The 5,672-nt window shown below is 71.8% G+C and carries 7 protein-coding genes; 2 read left to right on the top strand and 5 right to left on the bottom strand.

The annotated features are described in order from the left end of the window. Nucleotides 1-130: 130 nt before the first annotated feature. The 3 genes from CQZ88_RS18210 to rimP are packed head-to-tail and all read right to left on the bottom strand — an operon-like array spanning nucleotide 131 to nucleotide 2,126. Nucleotides 131-451 (bottom strand): YlxR family protein, encoded by a 321-nt coding sequence (locus CQZ88_RS18210; protein ID WP_072635117.1) that lies wholly within the window; start codon nucleotides 449-451, stop codon nucleotides 131-133. A 44-nt stretch (nucleotides 452-495) separates the two neighbouring features. Continuing rightward, complete coding sequence (nusA, locus tag CQZ88_RS18205; RefSeq protein WP_006937408.1) at nucleotides 496-1,524, bottom strand: transcription termination factor NusA; 1,029 nt, start codon at nucleotides 1,522-1,524, stop codon at nucleotides 496-498. Beyond that, entirely contained in the window at nucleotides 1,521-2,126 is a 606-nt protein-coding gene (gene rimP, locus CQZ88_RS18200; protein ID WP_102800122.1) for a ribosome maturation factor RimP, read from the bottom strand. The genes nusA and rimP overlap by 4 nt, the downstream gene beginning before the upstream one ends. Before the next feature lie 164 nt (nucleotides 2,127-2,290). On the opposite strand from rimP, the gene CQZ88_RS18195 reads away from it, so the two are divergent. Next, on the top strand, nucleotides 2,291-2,803 hold the full coding sequence (locus CQZ88_RS18195; protein ID WP_102800121.1) for a hypothetical protein: 513 nt from the start codon (nucleotides 2,291-2,293) through the stop codon (nucleotides 2,801-2,803). Then, complete coding sequence (locus tag CQZ88_RS18190) at nucleotides 2,800-3,246, top strand: ferritin-like domain-containing protein (protein WP_102800120.1); 447 nt, start codon at nucleotides 2,800-2,802, stop codon at nucleotides 3,244-3,246. The genes CQZ88_RS18195 and CQZ88_RS18190 overlap by 4 nt, the downstream gene beginning before the upstream one ends. Before the next feature lie 54 nt (nucleotides 3,247-3,300). On the opposite strand, the gene CQZ88_RS18185 is transcribed toward CQZ88_RS18190, so the two are convergent. Together CQZ88_RS18185 and CQZ88_RS18180 are read right to left on the bottom strand one after the other, a co-directional pair. Further along, a complete protein-coding gene (locus CQZ88_RS18185; protein ID WP_065922639.1) occupies nucleotides 3,301-3,957 on the bottom strand; it encodes an O-methyltransferase in 657 nt (218 codons plus the stop codon). A 59-nt stretch (nucleotides 3,958-4,016) separates the two neighbouring features. Next, the coding region (locus CQZ88_RS18180; protein WP_258008657.1) for a proline--tRNA ligase at nucleotides 4,017-5,672 on the bottom strand (1,656 nt) is incomplete at its 5' end.

Raw genomic sequence — 5,672 nt, 5'->3', positions numbered from 1 at the left:
TCGAGCGGCTGGTGCCCGCACGACCTCGGGTTATCTCCGATGGACGTTCATCGCTGGTGCTTCACGGTGTGCTCATGAGTGCTTGTACCTGTTCTTCTCAGAGTTGGTGTCCCCGGTCCGGCGCGTATCGCTACGCCGAGTCCTCCTCGTTCCGGACCCCGACCAGCTGAACAAGCGCAGACGGGTCGATTGTTCCCGACACCCGCAGCGCTCTGCCGAATGCTCGACGCCGTTCCGCCTGACCGAGGCATTCCGGATCGGGGTGCATCCACGCGCCCCGACCGGGCATCCTCCGCCCCGGGTCCGGCACCAGCACGAAGCCTGACGGCTCCGTCGCCCGCGCCACAACCCTCAGCAGATCGGCAGCCAGCACCCGCTGCCGACACCCGACACAGGTGCGCACCGGACCGGTGCGCTCTCGGTCGGCCGAGGGCAGCTCATGCTGAGCCATCGACTACTCTACCGCTGATCGGGCCGGAACCGTGCATTCCACGCCTATCTGCCTGTCGCGGGCGATCCCGCCGACGCCGGACCGCCGGCCGCGGCATCGCTGCGGATGTCGATCCGCCACCCGGTCAGCCGCGCGGCCAGCCGGGCATTCTGCCCTTCCTTGCCGATCGCGAGGGACAGCTGGTAGTCGGGAACGACGACCCGCGCGGCGCGCGCGTCGGGGTCGACGACTGTGACGGATACCACCTTCGAGGGGGACAGCGCGTTACCGACGAACTTCGCCGGATCCTCGTCGAAGTCGATGATGTCGATCTTCTCGTCACCGAGTTCGCGCATGACGTTGCGCACCCGCTGCCCCATCGGGCCGATGCACGCGCCCTTGGCGTTCAATCCCGGCACCCGCGAGTGGACGGCGATCTTGGAGCGATGGCCGGCCTCCCGCGCGACGGCGACGATCTCCACCGACCCGTCCGCGATCTCCGGCACCTCGAGGGCGAAGAGCTTGCGCACCAGGTTGGGGTGCGTCCGCGACAGGGTGATCTGCGGGCCGCGCTGCCCCCGCGACACCCCGACGACGTAGCACCGGATCCGGTCGCCGTGCTCGTACGTCTCGCCGGGCACCTGCTCGGCCGGCGGGATCAGCCCTTCGGTGCCGGTGGTCTCGGCGCCGATCTTCACCACGACCATGCCGCGGGCGTTGGCGCGGGTGTCGCGCTGGACCACACCGGCGACGACCTCGCCCTCGTGCGTCGCGAACTCCCCGAACCGCTGCTCGTGCTCGGCATCGCGGATGCGCTGCATGATCACCTGGCGGGCGGTGGTCGCCGCGATGCGACCGAAGCCCTCCGGGGTGTCGTCCCACTCGGAGACGAGGTTGCCGTCCGCGTCGAACTCCTGCGCCATCACCCGCACGGCACCGGTCCGGCGGTCCACGTCGACACTCGCGTGCGGCTGGTGCCCGTCGGTATGCCGGTAGGCCGTGAGCAGGGCCGTCTGGATCGTCTCGATCAGCGCATCGAACGGGATGTTCTTGTCGGCCTCGAGGACCTTCAGGGCTGCGATGTCGATATTCACTTGTCCACCTTCACTTCGTCCGTGCCGTTGTAGTCCGTGCCGCTCTCGTCGTCCGGGTCGCCGTCGCCCTCGGCGATCTCGCCGGCACGCACCCGGCCGTCCGGCAGGCCGCCCGCGAGCTCGAGTTCGCGCGGATTCGGCGCGTTGAACTCCACCTCGACGACGGCGCGGCGCACCTCCGCGAGCGGGATCGCCCGCACCGAGGGCCCGCTGCGGCCGGGAACGACGATCCGGACCTCGTCCCCGACGAGCTCGCCGATGCGGCCGACGATCGTCTCGTCGTCCAGTTCGATCCGGGCCTTGCGGGCCTGGGACCGGCGCCAGTGCCGCTCGCGGGTGAGCGGGCGGCCGATGCCGGGGCTGGTCACCTCGAGCACGTAGGGCGACTCGCCGAAATCGGAGACGGCGTCGAACGCCTCGGAGACCAGGGTGCTCAGGCGGGCGGCCTCGTCGAGGCTCAACCCGGCGTCGCTGTCGACGAACAGCCGCACCGTGCTGTGCTTGCCCGCAGACGTGATCACCACGTCCTCGAGGTCGTATCCCTCGCGCTCGATCGGGCCGGAGACGAGTTCGGCAATTCTCTCCGGGGGCGGCACCGGCATCGCGACAGGCTCCTCGTTCAGTTGTGATCGCAGCGGACGTCATGCCGGCGCACGAGCGGACCGGCAGGTATTCAAGGGTATCGCGCATCCGGCGCTCCCGTGACCAACCCCCCGCGGCCCGACCACCGTCGGATCCGCCCGGACCGGGCTGGCACGATGGTGCGGTGCCGACGCCCGCATCCTCACCGCCCGTGTCCCGACGCACCATGCTGCGCTGGTCCGGCGCCGCGCTCGGCGGCGTCGGTGCGCTCGCCGTCGCCGGGTGCGGCGCCGGCACGGACGACGGCGCCGGGGAGGTCGATCCCCTGATCGCCCAGGCCGAGCGGGCGCGCGTCGACGCCGCGACCGCCGGTCTGCTCGTCGCGCTGCTCCCCGACCGGGCGGGCGCCCTGAATGCCGTCGGCGCCGAGCGCACGACCCACGCCCAGGTCCTCGACGCCGAGGTGGCCCGGCTCGCCGGGGCCGACCCGGCGTCGACCACCACGGCGTCGACCACCACGACGACGACCGTGGCCCCGGCCGCGGATCCACCCACCCTCGACCTGCTGCGCGAGCGACTGAACGGCTCCCAGCGGGCCGCCGCGGACCTGGCCCGCACCCTGCAGGGCTACCGGGCGGGCCTGCTCGCCTCGATCAGCGCCGCGTGCGCCGTGCACACGGGGGTGCTGCTGCCGTGAGTTCACAGTCGCTGGGCGTCGAGCAGCAGGCCCTCGTGGACGCGTTGAACGCCGAGTACGCCGCGGTGTTCGGCTACGGCATCGTCGCCGCGTTCTCCAATCCCGCCCGCGCGGCCGAGGTGTCGGCGGACACCGCCGCCCACCGGGCCCGGCGCGACGCCACCACGGACGCGCTGCGGGCCGCCGCCGTCACCCCGCCCACCGCGGCCGCCGGGTACACGACGCCCTTCCCGGTGACCGACGCGGTTTCCGCCGCACAGTTGGCGGTGCAGATCGAGGCCGATGTCGCGGTGGCGTGGCGCTCCGTCGTCGAGCGGGCACGCAGCGAGCACACCCGCGGGGCGGCGATCGAGGCGCTCACCGAGTCCGCGATGCGGGCGGCCCGGTGGCGCGCGAACCTCGGGGTCGTCCCGCCGTCCGTCGCGCTGCCCGGGCAGCCCTGACCTCGACCGGGACGCCGCGGCATCCGCTCGCGCCGACCGCCGCGGGCGAAGTGCTCAGTCGGTCACGACCGCTATCGCGAAGCCGTCCCAGCCCTTTGCGCCGACGGTCTGCAGCGCGGTCGCGTCGAGCCGAGGGTCGGTGGCCATGAGTTCCAGCACCTCTCGGGCGCCGCGCACCCGCTCGTCGTCGAGATCGGCGTTGGTGACCGAACCGCCGCGGATCACGTTGTCGACGACAATGACGGTGCCGGGGCGGCCGAGCCGCAGCGCCCACCGCACGTAGTGCGGGTTGTTCTCCTTGTCCGCATCGACGAACACCAGGTCGAACGGGGCCCCGCCCTCGAGGGACGGCAGGGTGTCGAGGGCGGCGCCCACCCGGATGTCGACCCGCTCCCCCACGCCGGCGCGATCGAGGTTGGCGCGCGCGACCTCGGCGTGCCGGGGCTCGTACTCGAGGGTGACCACGCGCCCGTCGTCGCCGACGGCCCGCGCGAGCCAGATGGTGGAGTACCCGCCGAGCGTGCCGATCTCGAGGATGCGCCGCGCACCGCGGATCCGCGCCAGCAGATGCAGGAACTTGCCCTGCACGGGTGCGACGTCGATCGGCGGCAGGCCCGCCGCGGCGTTCGCCGCGAGCGCGTCCTCGAGCTGAGGGTCGGCCCCGATCAGGGTGTCGGTCAGGTAGGCGTCGGTGCGCTCCCAGTCGTCCATGGCATCAGTGTGGTGCCCCGGTGGCCCGCACGCGATCCCGAGGGCCACCGGGGGTGCTACTACGCGCCGAGGATCTCCTTCAGGGCCGCATCGGCCGGCACCTCGCGGGACTCGCCGCTGAACCGGTCGCGCAGCTCGACCTTGCCGTCGGCCCAGCCGCGGCCGACGACGACGACCAGCGGCACGCCGAGCAGCTCGGAGTCCTTGAACTTCACGCCGGGCGAGGCCTTGCGATCGTCGAGCAGCACCTCGACGCCCGCCTTGTCGAGCTCGGCGGCCAGATTCTCGGCACCCTCCCGGGCCGCCTCGTCCTTGTTCGCGATCACCAGGTGCACCCCGAACGGGGCGACCTCGGCGGGCCACCGCAGGCCCTTGTCGTCGTGCTGCTGCTCGGCGATCACGGCGACGAGCCGGGAGACACCGACGCCGTAGGAACCCATGGTCGGGCGCACCGGCTTGCCGTTCTCGCCGAGCACGTCGACGGCGAAGGCGTCGGTGTACTTGCGGCCGAGCTGGAACACGTGGCCGATCTCGATGCCGCGCGCCGACACGAGCGGGCCCGCACCGTCCGGGGACGGGTCACCGTCGCGCACCTCGGCGGCCTCGATGGTCCCGTCCGGGGTGAAGTCGCGCCCGGCGACGAGTCCGACGACGTGCCTGCCGGGCTCGTCGGCGCCGGTGATCCACGACGTGCCGTTTCCGACACGCGGATCGACGAGGTAACGAACTCCGTTGTCGAGCAACGCTTTCGGACCGATGTACCCCTTGACGAGGAACGGGTTGGCCGCGAAGTCGGCGTCCGTGAGCAGCTCGTACTCGGCCGGCTCGAGCGACGCGCCGAGCCGCTTGTCGTCGACCTCCCGGTCGCCGGGGATGCCGATGCCGAGCAGTTCCCACTCCCCGCCGGGTCGCCGCGTCTTGACGAGGATGTTCTTGAGGGTGTCGGCGGCGGTCACCGGGCGGTCGAGCGCACCGTTGGCCCACTCGACGAGAGTGTCGATGGTCGGGGTGTCCGGGGTGTCGTGCACCACCGCCTCGGGCAGCCCGTCGAACGGAACCGGCTCGGGGGCCAGGGTCTCGACGGCCTCGACGTTCGCGGCGTAGCCCGACTCGAGGCAGCGCACGTACGTGTCCTCGCCGGCGTCGCTCTCGGCGAGGAATTCCTCCGACGCGCTGCCGCCCATGGCGCCCGACGTCGCGGAGACGATCACGTACTTCACGCCGAGTCGGGCGAAGATCCGCTCGTAGGCGTCACGATGCGCCCGGTACGACTCGGCCAGGCCCTCGTCGGTGAGGTCGAAGCTGTAGGAGTCCTTCATCACGAACTCGCGGCCGCGGAGGATGCCGGCACGGGGACGTTCCTCGTCGCGGTACTTCGTCTGGATCTGGTACAGGGAGACCGGAAAATCCTTGTACGAGTTGTATTCACCCTTGACGGTGAGCGCGAACATCTCCTCGTGGGTGGGGCCGAGCAGGTAGTCGGCGCCCTTGCGGTCCTGGAGCCGGAACAACCCGTCGCCGTACTCGGTCCACCGGTTCGTGGTCTCGTAGGGGTCGCGCGGCAGCAGCGCCGGCAGCGAGATCTCCTGCCCACCGATCGCGTTCATCTCCTCGCGCACGACACGCTCGACCTGCCGCAGTACCCGCAGACCCAGCGGCAGCCACGAGTACACCCCCGGGGCGATGCGGCGGACGTAGCCGGCGCGCACGAGCAG

Source organism: Rhodococcus sp. ENV425 (assembly GCF_002887785.1).
In the GTDB taxonomy this organism is placed as follows: Bacteria; Actinomycetota; Actinomycetes; order Mycobacteriales; family Mycobacteriaceae; genus Rhodococcus; species Rhodococcus aetherivorans.
The sequence above is the reverse complement of the archived record's forward strand: the minus strand, read 5'-3'. Positions and strand labels throughout refer to the sequence as shown.